General features: G+C 58.4%; 17 protein-coding genes. 11 read left to right on the top strand and 6 right to left on the bottom strand.

What is annotated here, in order from left to right; translation table 11 throughout:
- Positions 1-393: 393 nt before the first annotated feature.
- Both trmA and murI read right to left on the bottom strand, forming a co-directional pair.
- A complete protein-coding gene (gene trmA, locus ACMHYW_RS02790) occupies positions 394-1,506 on the bottom strand; it encodes a tRNA (uridine(54)-C5)-methyltransferase TrmA (RefSeq protein WP_414500797.1) in 1,113 nt (370 codons plus the stop codon).
- Positions 1,507-1,595: 89 nt separating this feature from the next.
- Positions 1,596-2,489 carry a glutamate racemase gene (gene murI / locus ACMHYW_RS02785; protein ID WP_414500796.1) on the bottom strand — a complete coding sequence of 298 codons (894 nt, stop codon included), beginning with the start codon at positions 2,487-2,489 and terminating at the stop codon, positions 1,596-1,598.
- A 156-nt stretch (positions 2,490-2,645) separates the two neighbouring features.
- Here murI and ACMHYW_RS02780 point away from each other — a divergent pair, with 156 nt between their 5' ends.
- Both ACMHYW_RS02780 and galM read left to right on the top strand, forming a co-directional pair.
- Complete coding sequence (locus ACMHYW_RS02780) at positions 2,646-3,989, top strand: replication-associated recombination protein A (protein ID WP_414500795.1); 1,344 nt, start codon at positions 2,646-2,648, stop codon at positions 3,987-3,989.
- Between the two features lie 571 nt (positions 3,990-4,560).
- Entirely contained in the window at positions 4,561-5,598 is a 1,038-nt protein-coding gene (gene galM / locus ACMHYW_RS02775) for a galactose-1-epimerase (protein ID WP_414500794.1), read from the top strand.
- A 351-nt stretch (positions 5,599-5,949) separates the two neighbouring features.
- On the opposite strand, the gene ACMHYW_RS02770 is transcribed toward galM, so the two are convergent.
- The 3 genes from ACMHYW_RS02770 to ACMHYW_RS02760 all read right to left on the bottom strand — a co-directional run bounded on the left by ACMHYW_RS02770 (position 5,950) and on the right by ACMHYW_RS02760 (position 9,774).
- Positions 5,950-6,699, bottom strand: coding sequence for a hypothetical protein (locus tag ACMHYW_RS02770; RefSeq protein WP_414500793.1), 750 nt, complete (start codon positions 6,697-6,699; stop codon positions 5,950-5,952).
- Between the two features lie 1,049 nt (positions 6,700-7,748).
- Positions 7,749-9,428, bottom strand: coding sequence for an NAD(P)/FAD-dependent oxidoreductase (locus tag ACMHYW_RS02765; protein ID WP_414500792.1), 1,680 nt, complete (start codon positions 9,426-9,428; stop codon positions 7,749-7,751).
- A 115-nt stretch (positions 9,429-9,543) separates the two neighbouring features.
- Positions 9,544-9,774 carry a ChaB family protein gene (locus tag ACMHYW_RS02760; RefSeq protein ID WP_414500791.1) on the bottom strand — a complete coding sequence of 77 codons (231 nt, stop codon included), beginning with the start codon at positions 9,772-9,774 and terminating at the stop codon, positions 9,544-9,546.
- 90 nt (positions 9,775-9,864) lie between these two features.
- Between ACMHYW_RS02760 and ACMHYW_RS02755 the strand changes: the two genes are divergently transcribed.
- Both ACMHYW_RS02755 and ACMHYW_RS02750 read left to right on the top strand, forming a co-directional pair.
- Positions 9,865-10,020: a hypothetical protein gene (locus tag ACMHYW_RS02755; RefSeq protein WP_414500790.1), complete on the top strand. Its 156-nt coding sequence runs from the start codon at positions 9,865-9,867 to the stop codon at positions 10,018-10,020.
- Position 10,021: 1 nt separating this feature from the next.
- Complete coding sequence (locus ACMHYW_RS02750) at positions 10,022-10,912, top strand: hypothetical protein (protein WP_414500789.1); 891 nt, start codon at positions 10,022-10,024, stop codon at positions 10,910-10,912.
- A gap of 35 nt (positions 10,913-10,947) precedes the next feature.
- Here ACMHYW_RS02750 and ACMHYW_RS02745 read toward each other — a convergent pair whose 3' ends face one another.
- Positions 10,948-11,187, bottom strand: coding sequence for a hypothetical protein (locus tag ACMHYW_RS02745; protein WP_414500788.1), 240 nt, complete (start codon positions 11,185-11,187; stop codon positions 10,948-10,950).
- Positions 11,188-11,453: 266 nt separating this feature from the next.
- Between ACMHYW_RS02745 and ACMHYW_RS02740 the strand changes: the two genes are divergently transcribed.
- The 7 genes from ACMHYW_RS02740 to ACMHYW_RS02710 are packed head-to-tail and all read left to right on the top strand — an operon-like array spanning position 11,454 to position 18,460.
- The gene (locus ACMHYW_RS02740; protein ID WP_414500787.1) at positions 11,454-12,440 is read left to right on the top strand and encodes an AEC family transporter; all 987 of its coding nucleotides are present in this window, start codon (positions 11,454-11,456) and stop codon (positions 12,438-12,440) included.
- A gap of 55 nt (positions 12,441-12,495) precedes the next feature.
- Positions 12,496-13,347, top strand: coding sequence for a fumarylacetoacetate hydrolase family protein (locus ACMHYW_RS02735; protein ID WP_414500786.1), 852 nt, complete (start codon positions 12,496-12,498; stop codon positions 13,345-13,347).
- A gap of 45 nt (positions 13,348-13,392) precedes the next feature.
- Positions 13,393-13,671, top strand: coding sequence for a citrate lyase ACP (locus ACMHYW_RS02730; protein ID WP_414500785.1), 279 nt, complete (start codon positions 13,393-13,395; stop codon positions 13,669-13,671).
- An 11-nt stretch (positions 13,672-13,682) separates the two neighbouring features.
- Positions 13,683-14,558 carry an HpcH/HpaI aldolase/citrate lyase family protein gene (locus tag ACMHYW_RS02725; RefSeq protein ID WP_414500784.1) on the top strand — a complete coding sequence of 292 codons (876 nt, stop codon included), beginning with the start codon at positions 13,683-13,685 and terminating at the stop codon, positions 14,556-14,558.
- Between the two features lie 17 nt (positions 14,559-14,575).
- Positions 14,576-16,114 carry a citrate lyase subunit alpha gene (gene citF / locus ACMHYW_RS02720; RefSeq protein ID WP_414500783.1) on the top strand — a complete coding sequence of 513 codons (1,539 nt, stop codon included), beginning with the start codon at positions 14,576-14,578 and terminating at the stop codon, positions 16,112-16,114.
- Positions 16,111-17,478, top strand: coding sequence for a triphosphoribosyl-dephospho-CoA synthase (locus ACMHYW_RS02715; protein WP_414500782.1), 1,368 nt, complete (start codon positions 16,111-16,113; stop codon positions 17,476-17,478). Before citF ends, ACMHYW_RS02715 begins: the two co-directional genes overlap by 4 nt.
- Positions 17,462-18,460: a [citrate (pro-3S)-lyase] ligase gene (locus ACMHYW_RS02710; RefSeq protein ID WP_414500781.1), complete on the top strand. Its 999-nt coding sequence runs from the start codon at positions 17,462-17,464 to the stop codon at positions 18,458-18,460. The genes ACMHYW_RS02715 and ACMHYW_RS02710 overlap by 17 nt, the downstream gene beginning before the upstream one ends.
- Positions 18,461-18,537 lie beyond the last annotated feature (77 nt).

The raw sequence follows: 18,537 nt of genomic DNA, 5'->3' as shown, positions 1-18,537 counted from the left end.
CTAGACCGGCAGGGAGGTGCTGCAAAGCGCGTTCAAGGGATCTCGAAAAAGGGACCCTGCTCACCGGTGACGCGCCCGCAACAGCGAGCCGTTCACCAGCAGACAGGATCCCCGGAGGAACATTGTCGGAAGCACACCCTAGAAGGCGTGTGGAATTACGGCAACAGGACCAACTGCCGCAACCCCTTTCTTCATGGAAGTGCCCCGCCCCGCCGCCGCTCTTCGGCGGCAAGGTGCATACTCTCACGCATCGCTCAACCGCGTGCGCTGGTGCCACACGGCTCGGACAGAGTGAGCCTGCCGCTGCCACAACAGAAAGCGGCGACCGTGTGGCAAATGACCTCACACGATGCTCGTCGCCCTGCGTGCTGATCACGACCGGTTGCCGTACGTTCAACGACGTTCCAGCAATACCCCACATTCACAGTGATGGGTATAGGGGAACTGATCGAACAGCGCCAGCCGCGTGATGCGGTGCGTTTTGGTCAGCTGTTCGAGGTTGATTTCCAGCGTATCTGGATTGCATGAGATATAGACGATGCGCTCGTACTTGGCGATCTCAGCGCAACTGCCTTCATCCAGACCGGCGCGAGGCGGATCGACTAGCACCGTCGAAAAATCATAGGTATCGAGTGCTAGGGCCTGGGCACGGCGCCCTACGCGCTCACCGCTCAGCGCCTGTGAGAAGTCTTCGCTGGACATGCGCGCCACGACGACATTATCGAGGGCATTGGCCTCAATGTTGACCTGTGCAGACGCCACTGACGTACGGGAGATTTCAGTCCCCAGTACACGGCGGAAGTTTTCGGCCAGCGCCACGGTGAAATTGCCGTTGCCGCAGTACAGCTCGACCAGATCACGCGGATGTTCACCAGCACGCGGACGCGTTGCCTGACGCGCCCATGTCAGCATCTTAGCGGCGATGACAGCGTTGGGCTGGGTGAAGCTGTTTTCGACCTGCTGGTAGTGGAACGTCTTACCTTCCACGTCCAGATGTTCGGTCACGAAATCGTCGACCAGCACGATACGCTGCTTGCGTGCACGCCCAATAATCTTGATATCGAACTGCTGCTGAAGCGCACGCGCTTCAGCTTCCCACGCCTCGTCCAACTGGCGATGGTAGATCATGCTCACCAGCGTTTCGCCGCCCTGAGTGGACAGAAACTCGATCTGGAAGATCTTGCGTCTCAGCACATCGCTGGCGCGGATAGCCTGACGCAGAGGCTCCATCAGCGCGTTGATGCGCGCGTTGGCCACGGGAAACGTATCGACGCGAACGGGGCGCTGCTTGCCGGGCAGATCGGGGTCGGGTTCGAACATGGCATAGAAAAGGTCATCGCCTTCATGCCACAGACGAAATTCAACGCGCTGGCGATAGTGAGTCGGCGGTGACGCCAGCACTTCCAGCGCCGGGGGATCGAAGCGGGCAAACTGCGTTTCGATGCGATCACGCTTGGCTTCCAGCAAGGCTGGATAGGCCGCAGGGTCAACGTTGGGTACGCTCAAGACAACCTCTCAGAAGAACGGATCCGAGGCCGCGCCGAGGCGGCGTGGGCCAGACGGTGCGCCGGGCACCATACGATTGGCGGCATATTCTACGCGTTTGCGACCATCTCGACCATCAAACGGCGTGCAGGAGGCACCCCCATTCCCGCCAGAGCCTGTTCCAGCCCCGGGCGTTCAGGCGCCGTGGCCAAACTGTAGTTCCCGCTTGAAGCATCGCTCACGACCACATCACCAGCCACAGTCGTCCTGTCACTCAGTACGTCAGCCGTACGGCGAGCAATAGCGGCACCAGAATCCAGCCAACGAATGGCCTCGCGGCCGTGCGCCCGTGCAATCCGCTCGCACTCCTCCTTCACCAAGGGGAAGTGGGTACAGCCCAGCACCACCGTATCCAGCTTCGGATGCGCCCACAGCGGTGCCAGCATGGCTTCCAGCACGGCATCGTCGAGCACCTCGCCACGCAGCTTGCGCTCGGCCTGCCCGACCAGTGCATCGGCCGCGATATTGACCACATCACACTGTGCAGCAAACTGCTGGATGAGGCGTTGAAGGTAGGCACCGTTGATGGTCGTGGTCGTGGCCAGCACGCCGATCACGCCGCTCTGCGACTGTTCAGCGGCGGGTTTGACCGCTGGTACCGTACCGATCACGGGGATATCCAGCGCCAGCCGCAGATCATCAAGCGCCACGGTACTGGCAGTATTGCAGGCAACGACCAGCGCACAGGCTCCCGTTTCATGCACCGCGGCCTGACAGACGCTAACGATGCGCTCACGCAGCCAGTCGATGGGCTTAGTGCCGTACGGTAGCGCAGCGTTGTCGCATGCAAAGACGAAAGGATGCGCCGGAAGCTGGGCGCGGACATGCGCCAGCACGGAAAGGCCGCCAACGCCTGAATCGAATACGAGAATAGGAGCCGTCATGATGACATTGCCAAGGGTAGAAGTGACGTATGCACCGCAGGGTGCGTTCTGTTCATACACGGTTAGACTGTCCATTATACAGACGAATGGCGCAGCCCCGACCGCAAGAAGGCTCGCGATGCCAGAGGTGACGTTCGCTGCCGCACATGCCACCATAATGAGCCCTACGCGGGAGACATCATATTCCCGTAGAACTCTACAAGGATAGGAAAGGCAATGGATCTTTTCGCTGCCGAACAGACGCGCATGGCCAATGAACAGGCGCCGCTGGCCTGGCGCATGCGCCCGCGTACGCTGGACGAATACGCCGGTCAGGATGCCCTGATCGGCCCGGGCCAGCCACTGCGCCGCATGGTCGAATCTGGCGTGATTCGCTCAATGATCCTATGGGGACCGCCCGGCGTAGGCAAGACAACACTGGCCGAGCTGCTGGCCGAAGCCTCCAACGCTCATCTGGAGCGGCTGTCGGCGGTCATGGCCGGGGTCAAGGACATACGCGACGTCGTTGAACGCGCCCAAGTGCAGCAAAGCCAGGGCCGCCAGACACTGCTGTTCCTTGACGAGATCCATCGCCTCAACAAATCCCAGCAGGACGCCCTGCTGCCGCACGTTGAATCCGGCACACTGGTGCTGATCGGTGCCACGACGGAAAACCCCTCGTTCGAAGTCAACTCGGCGCTGCTGTCGCGCGCACGCGTCTATGTGCTGAAGCAGTTGACCGAAGAGGATCTGGTCGGCGTGTTGCACCGCGCACTGGAGGACCCCGAGCGCGGTCTGGGCAAACGCAAGCTGGCCGTGACCGACGATATTCTCGGTACGCTGGCCCGTGCCGCTCAGGGCGATGCCCGCCGCGCGCTGGGACTGCTGGAAACCGCCACCGACTTTACCGTGCAGGAAGGCGATCACGAGCGCTTGGATGAAAGCACCCTGCAGGAGCTGATCGGCCATCAGTCTACCGCCTTCGACAAGAATGGCGACGCCTATTACGACCTGCTATCGGCTATCCATAAATCCATTCGTTCATCGCGCCCCGATGCAGCCCTACTGTATATCGCACGCTATATCCGCGGCGGCGGCGATCCCCTTGATGTCATCCGGCGTCTGGCCGCCATCGCGACCGAGGATGTAGGCAACACCGACCCTCGCGCTCTGCCACTGGTCATGTCGTGTTGGGACTCCTACCTGCGGCTGGGCGACCACGAAGGCCAGCGTTCTATCGCACAGGCCGCTATCTACCTGGCGGTGGCCCCCAAAAGTAATGCCGTCTATAAAGCGTGGAAGAAAGCGCAGGCCATGGCAGAGCAGTACCCCAATCTGGAAGTGCCACTGTATCTGCGCAATGCCCCGACGGAGCTGATGGCCTCGCTCGGCAACGGCACCGGCTATCGCTACGCACATGATGAACCCTATGGCTATCCCGCGGGTGACGATCATGACTGCTGGCCGGAAGGCGTGCCGAAAGACGTGCTGTATGAACCAACGGAATACGGCGCAGAGAAACGTTTCAAGGAAATCATCCAGTGGCGGAAAGGACGCGATCAGACACCGCATTCTTCCTGAAGCCAGCAAAGGACAGGGGTACCCCCTGCCCTCGCACGGGTCTAGCGGCGCTTCCGCTCATCTGAGACTGAGAACCGCTAAACGCCGCTGACTTATAATGAGAGGGCAGCCGTTAATACCGTGAATATCGCCGCATTGAAGTCTACTTCTCCCTAAAAATTCACTAGCGATGATAACCGATTGTTCTTGTATTCATCATAATGATATTCGGCACATTGATGCGCCCATCAACGCTGAACATATCTTAATGAAAAACATCAACATAGATTGACAACACAGACCATTTCATCAAACGTATTGATATTAAAAACCCCGTTAAAGATCTATCCTCATGATGCAGTAACGCGCCATTATCATATCGTGCTTATTATATTCATCATTCTTGAATATTCATGATGAAATAAATATATCCACTCTCTGTTATTACTTCACAACTGCATCATGCCTTGGGCCTATGGCTTCTGGCTTGGCACCTGAACTAGAGTAAGGCGATAGGCGTGCACTTACGGTGCGGCCTCGACATTGATCTCAGCTTCAACCACGTATCGACTGCATTCAAAGGAGTCCACGGATGAACAAGGACACCGTTTCCACTGCCCCTGATGGGCAACCTTTCCAACTTGCCGAACTGCGCAACGCAGCGGGTATGACCGTAACGCTCATGGACTGGGGAGCTACACTGCTTTCTATCAAGGTGCCGATGAACGATGGCAGCCTCCGCGAGGTGGCACTGGGCTGCGCGCGTACGGAGATATGGACACAGCAGGATGCCTGCTTGGGCGCATCCATTGGTCGCTATGCCAACCGCATTGCCGATAGCCGCTTCACGCTGGACGGCAAGGTCTTTGAACTGGTGCCCAACCAAGGCCAACACCAGCTTCACGGTGGGCCGGAGGGGTTCAACAAGCGCCGTTGGCACGTCGAACACCAGAGCGCTAACAGCGTGCGGTATGCATTGACCTCCAACGATGGCGATCAGGGCTTTCCCGGCACGCTGCACGCTACGGCCTGCTTCACCCTGCACGATGACCAGCGGCTGACCATCGACTATCAAGCCAATGTCGACCAGCCCTGCCCGGTGAACATGACCAACCACGTCTATTTCAACCTTGACGGCGTACAGGGCGATATTCGCCACCACCGCCTACAGGTCTTCGCTGACCGCTATCTTCCCGTCAGCAAGGAAGGCATTCCGACACGTGGACTGGTACCGGTTGATGCCACCAGCTTCAATTTCCGCCAACCCAAGGCCATCCTCCAGGATTTCCTGACCGACGATGACCAGCGCAACGTCAACGGCTACGATCACGCCTTCCTGCTCAGCGCCAAGGGCGACCTCAAGGCCCCCGCCGCTCACGTCTGGTCGACGGACGGCTCACTGCAGATGACCGTGCATACCACCGCCCCTGCGCTACAGGTCTATACGGGCAACTCACTGGAAGGCACACCAGCACGCGATGGCGGGCACTACGAGGCGTGGCAAGGGCTAGCACTGGAAAGCGAATTCCTGCCGGATAGCCCACATCATCCCGAGTGGCCACAGCCTGACTGCATTCTGCGCCCGGGACAGCACTACCGAAGCGTGACGGAATACGCATTCACCTCATAAACTGCGTACGTCTTCCATGGCCGATACGGTGAACACTCTTTGCTTTCACCGTATCGGCCAGGATCGGCTTCCCGCGCGACACAACCTATCTGCTCAAGCCTTCCTTCACGAGCAGGACAAAGCCCAGTGCCAAGATAAACGCGGCCGCGAGTGACGCTTACCGCGAGCCGTTCAGCACAGGCTTAGAGAGAGCAGGCTGTGCCACAGCACTAACGTGCCGAAGCCGCCATCACATCGCGCACCGCACCGCTCGTTTTGAGGCAATGGAAGCTTGCGATGAAAGACCTCTCCCTGTGACCGCTGCGCGTTCGCCACTGCCAGTGAATAACACTCGTTCGAGACACACCTTCCTTATGAGTAAAGTGCTTTGGTGCTGACGACATATTCTGCTCGCTCGATAGCGGGCAAGTTTTGGAAGTAGTTATTGATATCCTGTGTCAGCTGTTCGACTTCTTCCGAACAAGGGGCTGCGCGAGTGATGTCTCTTTTATCAAATATCGCGCCCACGATATTCTTGCCAATCAGCATCATGTTCAGGCGCTGTGCATTGACATGCCCCTTGCCCTGACTTGCTAGCAGATTAGATTTGGCCACGATGTTCTTGCGCCAGACGCTGTCTTGATGGTCAGACTCATCGCTGGCAGCACGCCGTTCATTGACGGTAAATGTTCCGCTTTCATCATATGAAATCAATTCCAGCTGATCGCGCGACATGCCTTTGAACGGGTTGGTACCGCGCCCGCGAAGGTAGTCGGTAGCCTGATGGGCCAGAGCGACAGCATCGGGGTCGTCCGCATCCAATCCCTCCTTGTCGAACACCTCTCGCTGCGGCGATTCAAGATCAAACAGGAACAAATCTTCCGACTTCTTGGCCCACTTGACGAGTTCCTCATCACTCAAGCCCTGCGGCATAGCGGCAGCGGACCGACTTAGACCTCGTGCAAGGAACGAGGTGTGCTCGGAACTCTCAGCCTTATCCACCGTGGCCGCGCCTCCCCCCGCCGAAGAACGTTCAGCCATCGACGTGCTCGCACTGATGCTAGACACCAATACCGTGCTGTAACGACGAGAAGCCGTATCGTTCACTGCCAGAGTCAACATATTTATTCCCCTCTCTAAATATAAGAAGCAACGTTAGATGGGACCTATACCATGGCTGTCCAGACCCCATCTTTATCAATTACTACTATTTGCTGCATTTATTTCATAGTAAAGACGACGTGCCATGAATGATCTTTCGAGTTGGCACTGATTATGTCCGCTGTACACCTAGCGCCACCTTGTGGCGTCGCAAACTTAAACCACTGTGGAATATAGGTCTTATATCCCACCATTTTATTTACGAACAGACTTCTGAAATTGCACGTTTTTGTTCCCATCGTATAATGCAATTCAGCATAGTTGGCACCTTCCCCTACGTTATTATCCACGGCGAAAGTATCTTCTTCCTTGGGATGTATTTGACCTTTGGGCGTAGGATGCGCATTCATCAGTGTGTATCGGTGATTGTTATTGATACTGTCCTGTATTATCGGTGACGCACCTAGATTCTTGACCGTCACGGTAACGACGGGAGAAGCTTCCGCATAGGCCGTCTGAAAAACAGCGCGGCGATTATTCCCCTCCACCAATACTTAGCCATTGCACTCTCCTTTTCATTTTATTCTAATGATTCATAATGTTTTTAATAAACCAGCGTATTAATGCACTATCCTATTCCCTCGATAGCGACCTTACGCACCATGAACACCGGCAACAAACACTATAGTCGTCCATCACGATGCGTCAATGGATGAAAAAACTATAATTTAATCACCATTTATAGCAACACCCATCAAAATCGCACTATTTATTTATATAAAGTCACCATTAATGTCAGTGATACCATTTATAACCAATAGCAGATCAGTAGATTAATGTCTTTGAATTACAATATTTCAATATCGGTCTATAACCATTAAAAACCGATAATAGCGTGTATCAGCGCCTCCCTGTCAGCCACTACGCCACAACATTGCTATCACCGTCCGAAGTGGGCAGCCCTGGCATTGGCACCGGCGGGTAATGACGATCTTTCTGCCTGCGCACATGAGGCCGGATAGACGAAGCCCGCCATGCAGGCGGGCTTCGTGAGCATGAGCAGGTCTCGATCACGCGTTCAGGTAGACCGCGTCGGCTTGGCGCGATAGTGCGATCCTGTCGCCGTAACGGTAGTCATCAAGAAAGTCGAATACGAGTGGCTCGGTGCCACGATCCAGTTTCTCGCTCAGCCCATGGGGGGCCATATGTGCCCAACGCTGTAGGTGGTCGGCGAACGCTTGGCTGGAGCGCGATACACAACGGTTGCTGAAGTCGGTGAAATCGACGGGCAGGTCGTCACGGTATTCTTCATACAGCGCCTGAAGCGTCGCGATGACATCCTCTTCTTCGCGCTCGCCCTGCTTGTACGCTTCCATCAACGTGCATGCCTTGTCGAACATCTCTTCGAAGCGGTGGCTTTCCAGCGAGAGCTGGCCCGGGAAGGTGGTATCGTCGATCGCACGTTCGAGTGCGTCATCATCGCCCGTACGCTGGTAGTCATCGAAGATCTTGCGCCAGCGCAGTACGCCGATATAGCTGCCGGCCACCCAAGCACGGAACCAAGCATTCCACAGCGGAAAACTGTCGAAGCCGGTAAACGAGTTGGCGACGAGGCGGTCGTTGGTGGCAACAACCCGCAGCCCGTAGTGCTGGTAGCTTTCGAAATCCTGCCTGTTGAAGCGGTCGGCTTCAACGGCCCGCAGCAGCTTGGGTGCCACGCGCGCGATCGACTCGAAGGTGTTGGCCAGCCCACGTGAGAACAGTGGGTCGACGAACCCGGCCGCATGCCCCAGCAGGCAGTAGCGATCACCGATTAGGGCACGGCTGTTGTAGTTGAGGCGCGGGGCGACGGTCCATTCGCGTACGCGCGCTGCGTGCTCGAAATGCTTGGCGATCGAAGGGTAATCATGCAAAAGCTGCTGGAACTCTTCTTCCGGATCGCCTGCGGGACCGTATTCGTCAATGTCCAACTGCAGCCCTATGCTGCACAGCGTGTTAGTCGAACGCGGGTGATTATTGAAGGGAATAATCCACAGCCAGCCGCCCTTGAACATCTGGTGCAGCGTGCTCTGGGACAGATGGTTCGCCATGCCCGTCGCTTCAATCGGCGCGATCGCCTCCTCGAACAGCGTGACATTGGTCATATGAGTGAACATTGAGCGGGTGCGGGTCTGCATTCGCTGTGCACCATTGCGCAGCCCAAAGGTCTGGGCAATCGGTGAGCGGTAACCGGCAGCATCCACGACATAGCGCACACGGATATCCTGCTTGCCAGTCTTCAGCACCATGGCGTCCGCTTCTTCCAGAATGTGCTGGATGCGGGCTTGCTGCCAGATGGTGGCCCCCATGCGGGCCGCCAGCGCAAGGTAGTAAGCATCGACATCTTGGCGAAACAGGTGCGCTTCTGGGGCGATGATAGGGAAGGAATCAATATGATCAAGCCGCTGTGGCTGGTGGCGTTCATTCCAGGCAAAGCCAAAGGACAGCTTGATCCCGGCACTGGACGTGCCCACATGGTTGATCAGCGTATCGACGCGCGCCGGATAGCTGAGTTCGGGGATGTCATAGCGGGCCGCCAGAATGTCCAGCAGCACCCCGCTTTCAGGGATCATCGACTCGCCCACCGCAAAGCGGGGGTGGGTACCTGCGTCAATGATCAGCGTGCGTACGCCATGCTTGGCAAGGATGGCGCCCAACATGGTGCCTGAAATGCCACTGCCGATAATGGCAACGTCGTAATCTACTTCCATTCCTGGCTCTCTTCCCTATCGGATAGTCACGCCCACAAGGCTAGCACTACGGGCACCTGCGGGGCACCTGACGATACGATACGTTCAGATTGAGCTGAAAGAAGCGCAGTATGGTTTAGCGTCGCAAGTGCCAATGCCCATCGCGTCCTTTTTCGTAACGGTGTTTGACGGCCGTCCATGCCACACGATGCGCCGTTTGCTCACGAGAATCGCCGCCCTGCCGATCTTCTTCATCAGCATATTCGGCATAGGCATGGTTGAACGTCTCGCGATAGATATCTTGTGCGTGAGGCGGTAGCACGTGGCGTACACTGTCGGGCAATGAATCGCGGGTGGGATAAGGCATCGGGCGGGCTCCAGCAGATAGACACGGCACGGCGAACCCAATGCCATTACGGCAAGTTCACCATCGGATATGCCTTTTCAGCATGGAAGAATGCCCGTACTGCCGCCAGCAATGGGGCCAAGCAGTGAACTGGTCGACGCCTGCCCGGGTCTATATAGTGCAGTGTGGTCGAGCATCGGCCGCAAATTCTCACATCACAGCGAGTCGATCGACGACTCCGGTTTCACGACCACCACGCAGGGATGACATGAAGCGCCTGATCTACGTTCTGATCCCCTTCATCACCAGTGGCTGCATCACGCACGAGCTCATGACGAACCTCAACGACGTGCATGCCAATACCTCGATCGTGGCGCAGGAAGATGACATCCAGCATATGGTGCAGACTGCCAATGCGCGCCAGCTGCAGCTAATCGGTCAGGAAAACACCTACACCTTCAATCTGGCGCGTCCCGTTGCCGATGATTTCTCAATGTTCATGGAAACGATCATCGACCAACTGTCGTTCAGCATTGAGGCTACGCCCGACAACTACCATGCCTACGAGGGCACCATCTATCAGCTCGATGGCTTCGATGGGCAACTGCACATCTGCTACGACCCTGGTCATTCGGCCAGTGCGCTGACCGAGGTCGAACGCGAGCTGATTGCCCACTTCGAGATGTCCACGGCCAGCTACTACTGCAACTATCACGGCTACGAAAAGCTGCTTGATATCCGCCGTTCCAGCATCGTGGCCAATCCGCCGCCGCCTGAACCGGATGCGTCCGAACCGACACCGGTCACGCCAGCACCGCCCGTGACCAATGGCGTTGCCTCACCGGTATCGCTGCCGTCGGCAACGACCAATGCCAGCAAAAGTGCTGCCGAGCAGGACGCCCTTCGCCGCCGTATTCGCTGGCAACAGGCGCGCAAGAACTCCGGCATCAACCCCGATGTGATGTTCATTCCACTGGCCGTGGCGACCGATGTACTGACGCTGCCCATCCAGCTGATCGGCAAAGGCATTTCGTTCTGGCTGCCCAGCGATAGCGGAACCGCCGCTTCGACTTCGACTTCGACTTCGACTTCGGCATCGGCATCGGCATCGGCATCGGCATCGGCATCGGCATCGGCATCGGCATCGGCATCGCACTAGTCTGATGCGCGAGGTGGCCCATTCAACAGAGGGCCTTACGCCGGCAGCACTTCTGATACCTCAATCAGATTGAGATCGGAATCGCGCCGATCAACCGAACGAATAGGCCCCGCCGCACCCACACGTGCCACGGGGCCTTGTTCAGTCGTTACCGCCTTAGCCTTCAACGTCGCAATGACGTCATCGAGCGGTCGGCTGGCGATAAAGCATAGATCGAGCGCGCCGGGCACAGGGGTATGCGCTTTCGGCTCTATTTCATGCCCTTTCACCTGCACGTTGATCTGCGGCTGTCCGGACGTCAGTGTCTTACGCCCTTCAGCCTTGCTAGCGCCATGCCCAGCACATCCACATCACAACGCAGACAGGCCGTTTCATCTATGGTCGTCAGCACTAGGTGATCCAGATGGCCGACCATCATTTTTATCCTTAATTATCAATGAACTGCCCGCCAACATGCGTCATGTCGGCCGCGTGGCTGGTATCCCGAACGAAATATCCTATCCTGAAATATGTTAAGTTAATATTCAGCGAGGATGGGCACATGCACTCTCAGCTCGCCGCCATTGCACAGGTCATCAGCTCTTGCCTACCCGTGTTTCTGCTGATCTTTCTGGGCTGGCTGTCCGTTCATCTGCACTACGTCGATAAAAGCGCGAAGGCCATCTGTTCAACGCTGGTGTCGCACTATGTGTTCCCTGCCTTGCTGTTCGTGCACACGGCCACCACATCGCCCGCGCAGGTGTTCAACGGACGATGGATGCTGGCCTTTGCCGTCAGCATGGGGCTGCTGTGGGTCGCCAGCTTTGCCGCCAACATGTTCGGGCTGAAATGCGATCTCAAGCAGAGCACCATGCAAGCCATGCTGTGCAGTTTCCCCAACATGGGTGGGATGGGCGTGCCGTTCCTGATCCTGCTGCTGGGACCGGCATCGACCATTTCTGTGGCCATTGCTAACTTCGTGGTGGCACTGACGCTGATCCCCGGCACCATCTTCCTGCTGGAACTAAGCGACAGCCTTGCCACGGGCGATAAGGTGGATTACTACACGGTACTGCGAGCGCTGGGGCATTCCCTGATGAAGCCGATGTTTATCGGAGTGGCCTTGGGGGTACTGGCCAGCTTGACCCATGCCACACAGTGGCTGCCCGCTTTCGTCTTCAACACCGGCAAGATCATGTCCGATGCCTGCAACTTCATCTCACTGTTTGCGGTCGGGGTGGCACTGCACGGGGTCGCCATCAAGCTGAATGCGGGGCTATGGCTCAATCTGGGATTGAAGAGTCTGCTGGCCCCGCTGATCTCATGGATCATTGTGTTCGCACTGGGGCTGCAAGGGGCCAGCGCTCAAGAACTGATCTTCCTACTGGCGATGCCGACGGCCACCAACGCCACGATTCTGGCCTATCAGTGGCACGTTCAGGAGACGGAAGCCTCAAGCCTCTATCTGCTGTCGACGGCACTCTCGGTCGTGGTGCTGCCCGTGTTGATGCTGCTGATGCAGGCGTTTATCCCAGGCACCACATCGTAAAGGCATGTAAGATAACCGCCCTTAATACATGCGCACTTTACAAGGATAACATTGCATGAAACTCGTCAGCTTCACTACGATGAATGCACAAGAACGCTACGGCATCCTGACCGCCGATGGCGTCATTGAGCTTGGCCCCCGTTTGGGCGAGCACGCTCCCACACTGGCCGACGCGCTGGCCCATTTCTCTATTGATGAGCTGAATCAGTATGCATCGCTGCCCTGCGATCATCGGCTGAGCGACATCCGCTATCTGCCCGTCATTCCGCGCCCAGGCAAGATCCTGTGCATCGGCATGAACTACGCACAGAAGCGTCTGGAGTTTGCCTCAACCGAGGAAGCACCTACGCTGTTTATCCGATTTGCCGATTCACAAGCCGGTCATGAGCAGCCAGTATTGAAGCCCACCAGCACCGAGCAGTTCGATTACGAAGGTGAACTCGCGTTTGTCATTGGCAAGGCCGGTCGCCATATCGCCCCGGAAGACGCCTACGCGCACGTGGCAGGCTACAGCGTCTACATGGACGGCTCGGCGCGCGACTGGCAGCACGCATGGTATACCGCAGGCAAAAACTGGCCGCAGACGGGCGGGTTTGGTCCGGCCTTGGTTACCCGTGACGAAATTCCCGATCCTCATGCGCTGACGCTTCAGACTCGCGTTAACGGTGAGGCGCTCCAGAACGACCATACGCGCAACATGATCCATACGATTCCTCAGATCGTGGCCTATATCAGTACGTTCACGCCGCTCAGCCCCGGCGACGTCATTCTGACCGGTTCGCCGGGCAACGTCGGGAAGAGCCTGGTGCCGCCGCGCTACCTGCATGCCGGTGACATGGTGGAAGTCGAGATTGAGGGATTGGGCACTTTGCGCAACACGGTCGTTGATGCGGCGGACGTCGAATAGGACAGGCTGCCGCGTTTCCCCCCTCTTCTAAAGATGAGGCCACTCATGACACAGCAGACAAGCGCACACGCAGGCTCTCTAGAGTCCTGCGACATTCTCGTGACACTGGAACGATGTCCGGTCGGACAGGGACGCACGCTACAGCTCAACATTGCCATGCCCGAGCTGTACGGTGAGCACATTCATACCCTGATCGAACACCATCTGGACCAGCTGGGCCTGCACGATGTGCGCGTCACGGCGGAAGACAAGGGCGCGCTGGATGCGACGATCCTGGCGCGGCTGGATACGGCGTTCATGCGTCTGACCGCTTCGGCCGCGTGAAGGAGACTCTGATGCGTATCAAGAAATACCGCTCGATGCTGTACGTCCCCGGCAACAACCCCGCGATGGTGCAGCAGGCCACCATCTACGGGGCCGATTCAGTATTGCTCGATCTAGAAGATGCCATTGCACCGGATGAGAAGGACGCCGCGCGCGATCTGCTGCGCCATCATATTCCGCTGCTCGACCGTGAGAACTGCGTACTGACGGTACGCGTCAACGGTCTGGATACTCCACTGGGCGAGCAGGACGTGCGCGCAATGGTACCGCTGCAATTGGACGCCATTCGAGTGCCCAAGGTAGAAAGCGCAGCGGCCATGCAGCAGCTCGACGCTCTGATCACCGAGCTGGAGCGTAAACACGGCATCACGCAGCCGGTCGAGATACACGCCATGATCGAAACGGCCAAAGGGGTGATGAACGCAGCCGACATCGCGACCAGCACTCCACGCATCAGCGCGCTGACCTTCGGTGCACAAGACCTGTTGGCCGATCTTGGCCTGCGCCGCACCGACCGTGCGGGGCTGGCGTTTCCGCGCGGTCAGATCCTAATGGCGGCCAAGGCAGCTCGCTTACACGTACTGGATACGCCGTTCATCGACATTGAGGATGAAGACGGCCTGCGCGCCAGCGCCGAAGAGGCCAAGTCGCTGGGGTTCACGGGCAAGGCCGTCATCAACCCGCGCCAGATCGATATCGTCAATCAGGTCTTCAGCCCCTCGCCTGAGGAAGTGACGCACGCCATTCGCGTCGTCGGCAGCTTCAATGCCCACAAGGCCGCGGGTAACGGCGTCTTCGCGCTGGACGGCAAGATGGTGGACCGTCCCGTCGTCGAGCAGGCCATCACGGTTCTGCGCCTAGCCGATATCGACCCTGCCACGCTCTGATTCAAGAGGTTGTCGTCATGAACAGCACTTTGCCTCAACACATCGCAGGCTATGGGGATGTCACCCCGTTCCAGGGCAGCGCCGCCTACCTTGACCGCCCGATTCCTCCTCGTATGGCCTCACCTACACGCCGTTCGACACCGCACGGTTCCAAGCTGCGCGACTCGCTGCAGGCCGCCATCGAAGCCTGCCACCCTGTCGACGGCATGACCGTATCGTTCCATCACCATCTGCGCGTCGGCGACAGCGTGGTGATGCAGACCATCGAGCTGCTGGCTCGAATGGGCATCAAGGATATCCGGCTGGCTGCCTCGTCGCTGACCAGCGCTCATGAAGGATTAGTGCCGTACCTGCAAGACGGTACCGTTACCCGCATCTGGACGTCTGGAGTGCGGAGTGGTCTAGGCGAGGCGATCAGCGCGGGCCAACTGGCCACACCGGTGGTCATTCATTCGCACGGCGGACGTGCCCGAGCCATCACCACCGGTGAACTGACCATTGACCTAGCGGTGATCGCTGCGGCATCGGCCGATGAACAAGGCAACTGCACCGGTACCGTTGGCCCTTCCGCCTTCGGTTCCCTCGGCTACGCACAGGTCGATGCCCAGTATGCTCGGCAGACCATTGTGGTCTCGGACAATATTGTGCCCTACCCCTGTGTGCCGGTGTCGATTCCGCAGACCCAGATCGACCATGTGGTAAAGGTCGATGCGATCGGTGATGTACGTAAGATCGCCAGCGGTTCGACCCGCATCACCAAATCACCCGTCGATCTGCTGCTGGCCCGCCGCGTCGCTGACGTATTGCATGCCTCGCAAGCTATGACGCCCGGCTTCAACTTCCAGCTGGGATCCGGCGGCGCATCACTGGCTGTCGCCAAGTTTCTGCGCCCGTATCTGCGCGATGAACAACTCAAGGGCGGTTTCCTGCTCGGAGGAATCGTGGCAGAAGCGGTCGCACTCAAGCAGGAAGGCTTCTTCGACGCCATTGTTGATGTGCAGTCCTTCGACAGTGCCGTAGCTACGTCGATGGCGGAAGACCCGCACCATCTGGAGATTTCCGCCGACACCTATGCCAACCCGTTTAACGGCGGCTGCATGACCGATCTGGTCGATATCTGCGTGCTCAGCGCACTCGAAGTGGACACCGATTTCAACGTCAATGTCATCACCGGCTCGCAAGGTGTCATCATGGCGGCCTCTGGTGGACACAGTGACACCGCATTCGGTGCCAGACTGACTGTCGTCGTATGCCCATCTTTCCGCGGCCGTGTCCCCACACTGGTTGAGCGCGTCACGACCTGTGTCACACCCGGTGAAGACATCGACCTGTTGGTGACCGAACGGGGCATCTGCGTCAACCCCAGACGACCGGAGCTGGCGGCTCGCCTGAAAGCGGCGCATCTGCCGGTTGTGGACATCCATACGCTGAAAGCCAAGGTGGATAAGTTGCTGGGGGTTCCCGCACCGCAGCGCTTCGATGACCGCATCGTTGGCGTCGTCCAGTACCGCGACGGTTCCGTGATCGACGTCATCCGTCAGCGACGCCGCGCATGAACCGGGCAGCGATTCTCTCCGCCCGCGAGCAGCGGGCGCAGGAAAAGCAGCGCTTGCTGGCTAAATGGCCGGTTATCGTCAGCCTTAGTTTCAACCTGCCAGGATTGCCCAAGAGCACGCCGCTGACGCAGGCAGCCTTCGACGATGTGGCCCAAGCGCTGACGCACTACCTCTGCGCTCACCGCTGCGCGCTGCGCCCGCAACCGATCGTGCACGACGCGGCGGGCGGCCATGCGCTGTGGACAGGACGCCCATCATTCGATGCCGTCGCGCTCAAGGCGCTGACCGAGCGCTTCGAAGGCGAACACCCTCTCGGCCGCCTGCTGGATGTGGACATCTATACGCCCGAAGGCCCCATCCGCTCCGGCAAGAACAAGCGCTGTCTGGTATGCGATGCGCCAGCGCTGGTGTGCATGCGTACGCAGCGTCACTCGCTGGAAACGCTGCGCGCATACTGCGATCAACAGCTTGCGGACTGGTGGGACACACAACAGGCGTCGCGCCATGCCCGTATGCTGGCAAGCAATATGACCCGCGCCTTGCTGGACGAGGTGCTGCTGACGCCGAAGCCTGGGCTGGTCGACCAGCAGGACTGCGGCAGCCATGACGACATGGATCTGCCCCTGTTCGTTCAGGCTATCAGCGCCCTGTCGCCTTACTGGGAGCGCGTTGCCCGACAGGGTATAGCGTTTGACGGCGAAGACGGGCACGACGCTCTGATTACACTGCGCCGGCTAGGGCTGGAAATGGAAGCCGCCATGCGCCAAGCCACCCATGGCATCAACACTCACAAGGGCGCGATCTTCTTAGGTTGCCTTGCCGTGTTTGCCCACGCACATGCATGGCGCTGTGGTTCGTCTTCTCACTCCGAAGATTATCGCCGCATCGTGCGCCACCTCAGCCACGATCTGGTCACGCGTGACATGAAGGCTCTTTATAACGATCATTCGTACGGCCAGCGGCTGCTACAGACCTACGAAGACGCGCGCGTAGGCGGCCCTCGCTATCAGGCCGAACATGGCTTGCCCGCAGTGTTCGATCACGGCCTGCCCGCGCTTGAGGCCGCGCTGAACAGCGGCAGCTCCACCGATACCGCTAGCCTGCATGCCTTGCTGACGCTGATGGCCCACGTGCTGGATACCAACGTACTGCACCGTAGCTCGCTCAGCGTGACTCACCGCTTCATGGCGCTGGCCCAGCAGGCCACCGCGACATTGCCGCCACGCGCCGAGGATATCGAGCACCTGCAGGCGTTCTGTCGCCGTCACTGGATATCCGCCGGTGGCTGCGCCGACCTACTAGCCATCACGCTGTTCTTCCACTACGCCGACCGCGCGACAATACCCCATGCTGCATATCAATGACTATCCAAGGCTGCCGCGCTTTCAATGCCGCGCGCTAGCCGCCTTTCTGGAGCGCCATCAGCTGCACTTTGCCGAGGATATCGACGGTGCCGTGCTGGCTGAAACCGAGGCAGGTGATATCGTCGGCTGTCTAGCCCACCAGGATGATGTGCTGAAGTATTTCTGCGTCGCCGACGACCACCGCGATGAAGGGCTGGGTAGCCAGCTTATCAGCACGCTGATCAATCGCCTGCTCCGCGAGTACGGCGGAGTGCGCGCCTTCACATCGCTCTGCCGCGCCGCCACGTTCGAATCGCTGGGCTTTCAGCGGCTCGCCACGACGTCTCACTATGCGCTGCTGGAATTTGGCCCACGCGGGCTGGACGACTATCTGAATGCCGTTCGCGCACGGCTTCCCAGTACCGCTATACCTTTCAACGCCGTGGTGCTCAACGCCAACCCGTTCACTCTGGGACACCGCTATCTGGTTCAACAGGCGGCCGCTCATGGCGTACAGACGCTGGTGTTTGTGGTGGCGAACGACCACTCTCGGTTTCGCTTCAAGGACCGTCTGGCGATGGTCGAAGCGGGCTGCCGAGACCTTCCCGGCGTTACCGTCTGCAGCGGTGGCGCCTACATGGTGTCTGGCGCCACGTTCCCCCACTACTTCCTCAAGCAGACCGACCATGACGCACTGGCCCGCTATCAGGGTGAACTGGACGCGACCCTATTCGCCACCCGCATAGCCCCCGCTCTGAATATCACTCAGCGCTTCATCGGCGAAGAACCCTTGTCCCCCGTGACGGCCGCCTACAACGCAGCACTGCACGCGACGCTGCCCACCTACGGCATTCAGGTGATCGAACTGGCACGCCGCGAACAGTCTGGCAGCGTGATCAGTGCCAGCCGCGTACGTGCGCTGCTTGATGCCAGAGAGAACGCTTGGGAAGCACTGGTACCTGAGACCACGCGCGACTATATCCTCACGCATGGGCTGAGCTAGAACGCTGACAACAGACATAAAAAAACCGCCTTGGATCAAGGCGGTTTCATCACATTCAACACGGCCAGTCAGAACGG

Source organism: Zymobacter sp. IVIA_12111.31 C1 (assembly GCF_047495495.1).
Classification (GTDB): Bacteria; Pseudomonadota; Gammaproteobacteria; order Pseudomonadales; family Halomonadaceae; genus Zymobacter.
Note: the sequence above shows the minus strand (reverse complement) of the source record. Positions and strands in the feature narration are given on the sequence as shown.